The following is a 2,278-nucleotide window of genomic DNA, read 5'->3' on the forward strand; positions in this document are numbered from 1 at the left end:
TTTCGTTCAGAAGCGCTAAGCTGGATATAGCTCATAGGGTGTCTTTTTGTTGTGGTAAACATCAGACTATCCTATGAGCCCCTCTGTGGAAAGCTTCTAGGTGTTGCACTTCATTCTAGAATCGGCGATGTAAGTATTGCGCATGGGCATAATCCTGCACCTGGAAAAGGCGATCGCAGTTCCCGGCTAAAAGGTCTCGAAAATGTTGTTCTAGATGACGCTTGAAGGTAAGGGCGATCGAAGCATTTGCCGGAACTTCAGTGAGCGGATCGTAGGCTTTCCAAAAGTGTTCCTTGATCTTCAGCAGCAGAACAACCAGCAAACTCCCAATGACTTTGAATTTATAGTTAGAACCTGAACCATATTCCTGCAATAGTTGCTCACCTAGGTCATCATAGATCTGAAAGACTTCGCGATCGGGGTAGCTGGGTGGCGCAACTTCTGCAATCAAAAAGGGAAACTCATCCAGAATATTCTCATGAACATATTGTTTGAGAAATGATTCTGAAAAGGTAATTACATACCCATGGGATAGCTCATAGATTTCAAATCCTTTGATATGTCCAGGATTTGTAAAATAAATCGTACCGTCTTGCGTCGGATAGAATTGATCATCAATAATGTAGCGTCCGCGCCCTTTGCGAATGATCAAGACTGAATAATAATTTGCTCGAAAGAGTGAAGATTTGATTGGAATCTCCCCGTGAACTTCCTCTAGTCGATGGATAGTAAAATCAACCTCCTGCTCCAAAGTTCCACCCATTGAGGCGTAGAACTCAGACATTGAGTTATAGATTTTAATTGCATCAACCATCGATATAACTCAAGATTTAGGACTACTTCCTGATCTTACTGCGCCGGTCAACCTTGAAATCAAAGTTTTCTTTTGTCCTGTGGAGAGCAATATAACGGTGAAGTGCAGCGGCGGCAGATAGCCTTGAGAACCACACCAGCGGCTTTTTTCCGTCCGCTGCCACGCAGTGTTAGCTAGCTGGGTTTTCAAATTCAAAAGCTGCACTATGTAACATAGCCGCTAGCACATTGATGATCTCGTCTTTGCGAAAGCTCCAGTTGACTCCCTCAATTAAGCGAATAAAAGACGACCCTTGGGGGTCGGAATTGGACGCCCCAGTGCTTGAGCGGTTTCAATCCATTCTTGAATGACAACCTCCACATTAGCCACCGCCGCTTGATAGGTTTCCCCATCGGCAGCACAACCGGGCAGTTCAGGCACTTCAACGATAAAGGCTTGATCCTCCTCGCTCCAGTAGATAATCAGTTCGTATTTAATCGGCATATTACTCTCCTAGCTTATATTTCAAGATAATAGTTCTCACTTGCTTAACCTGGTAAGCTTTGGCTTTTCCCTGCTTTGGCTGTAAGTTTAAAATCTCCTCAATGCCGTCCTTCGAGAAAATGTGATGGCTGCCTCGTATGCGCTCCTCAAATCCCAAAGTCTTAAGCAATTGACATAGCGGCTCAAAGGGAATATTGGCATCCGAGGTGCCCCGCAGAATTTTAAGTAAGAGCTTGTCTTGTTGGGTCATATTGACTCTTTTCAAATGTTCAAGGTCTTGCTCTACAAGCGTTACCTATATATCTGCCCCCTTACTTATCCATCTATTCATCTACTCATTCAACGGCATGGCGGCAAAGCGTTCTTGAATAAGACGGTGAATGAACCGATAGCGACCCCCCACCCGCTGCAACAGCAGGCGATCAGTGCAGTAGTTGAGGAAGCGCGCATAATTCCAGGGAATAGCATTGGTGAAGTAGAGCAAAAGGCGCAGTGTAAAATGCTTTATATATGAATACCAACTCGCAGTACCTGCCAAGAGTACGGTAACAGCGATGCCACTAGCTAGGGCTTTCAGAAAATCAAACTCCACGCCGACTAAATTTAGCCAATAATCGCTAGCTGAAACCTGAAATTCATCAAAATATTCAATGAGTTGCCAAATCAAAAAAAATAGAATTGCAACTGGGTAGAACATGACAGTGAAGCTAAATGTATTCTTAACGGACGTAAAGATCCCTTCATTAGGCTTCCTGCTAGGCTTCAAAATTTCATAAATATCTTTTCTCAATAAGATGCTTGCGCCAGCAATTATTCCCATATATATTCCAGCCAGGCCAGATAAATAGCTTACAATAAGTATATATAAAAGAGCATAAGAAAAAGCAATTTCTGCCCCAGGGCCATTTCATTCTCAAGGGAGCCTAAAGATGCTAGAGTTTCAGGCTAGTTCCAATGGTTCTAGCGTTTATGCGTCTGCCC

General features: G+C 43.6%; 4 protein-coding genes. All 4 read right to left on the reverse strand.

The window, feature by feature from the left end; genetic code table 11:
- Nucleotides 1-115 precede the first annotated feature (115 nt).
- Complete coding sequence (locus tag IQ254_RS30785) at nt 116-814, reverse strand: AraC family ligand binding domain-containing protein (RefSeq protein WP_228041256.1); 699 nt, start codon at nt 812-814, stop codon at nt 116-118.
- 270 nt (nt 815-1,084) lie between these two features.
- Nucleotides 1,085-1,297 (reverse strand): type II toxin-antitoxin system HicB family antitoxin, encoded by a 213-nt coding sequence (locus tag IQ254_RS30790; RefSeq protein WP_193969939.1) that lies wholly within the window; start codon nt 1,295-1,297, stop codon nt 1,085-1,087.
- Between the two features lies 1 nt (nt 1,298).
- Nucleotides 1,299-1,547, reverse strand: coding sequence for a type II toxin-antitoxin system HicA family toxin (locus IQ254_RS30795; RefSeq protein ID WP_193969940.1), 249 nt, complete (start codon nt 1,545-1,547; stop codon nt 1,299-1,301).
- 81 nt (nt 1,548-1,628) lie between these two features.
- Nucleotides 1,629-2,117 carry a hypothetical protein gene (locus IQ254_RS30800; protein ID WP_193969941.1) on the reverse strand — a complete coding sequence of 163 codons (489 nt, stop codon included), beginning with the start codon at nt 2,115-2,117 and terminating at the stop codon, nt 1,629-1,631.
- Nucleotides 2,118-2,278: the final 161 nt, after the last annotated feature.

The organism is Nodosilinea sp. LEGE 07088 (genome assembly GCF_015207395.1).
Taxonomy (GTDB): Bacteria; Cyanobacteriota; Cyanobacteriia; order Phormidesmidales; family Phormidesmidaceae; genus Nodosilinea.

Bases quoted from the DNA above. Each gene is read 5' to 3' on its own strand.
- IQ254_RS30785 (WP_228041256.1), bottom strand. From the start codon at position 814: ATGGTTGATGCAATTAAAATCTATAACTCAATGTCTGAGTTCTACGCC.
- IQ254_RS30790 (WP_193969939.1), bottom strand. From the start codon at position 1,297: ATGCCGATTAAATACGAACTGATTATCTACTGGAGCGAGGAGGATCAA.
- IQ254_RS30795 (WP_193969940.1), bottom strand. From the start codon at position 1,547: ATGACCCAACAAGACAAGCTCTTACTTAAAATTCTGCGGGGCACCTCG.
- IQ254_RS30800 (WP_193969941.1), bottom strand. From the start codon at position 2,117: ATGGGAATAATTGCTGGCGCAAGCATCTTATTGAGAAAAGATATTTAT.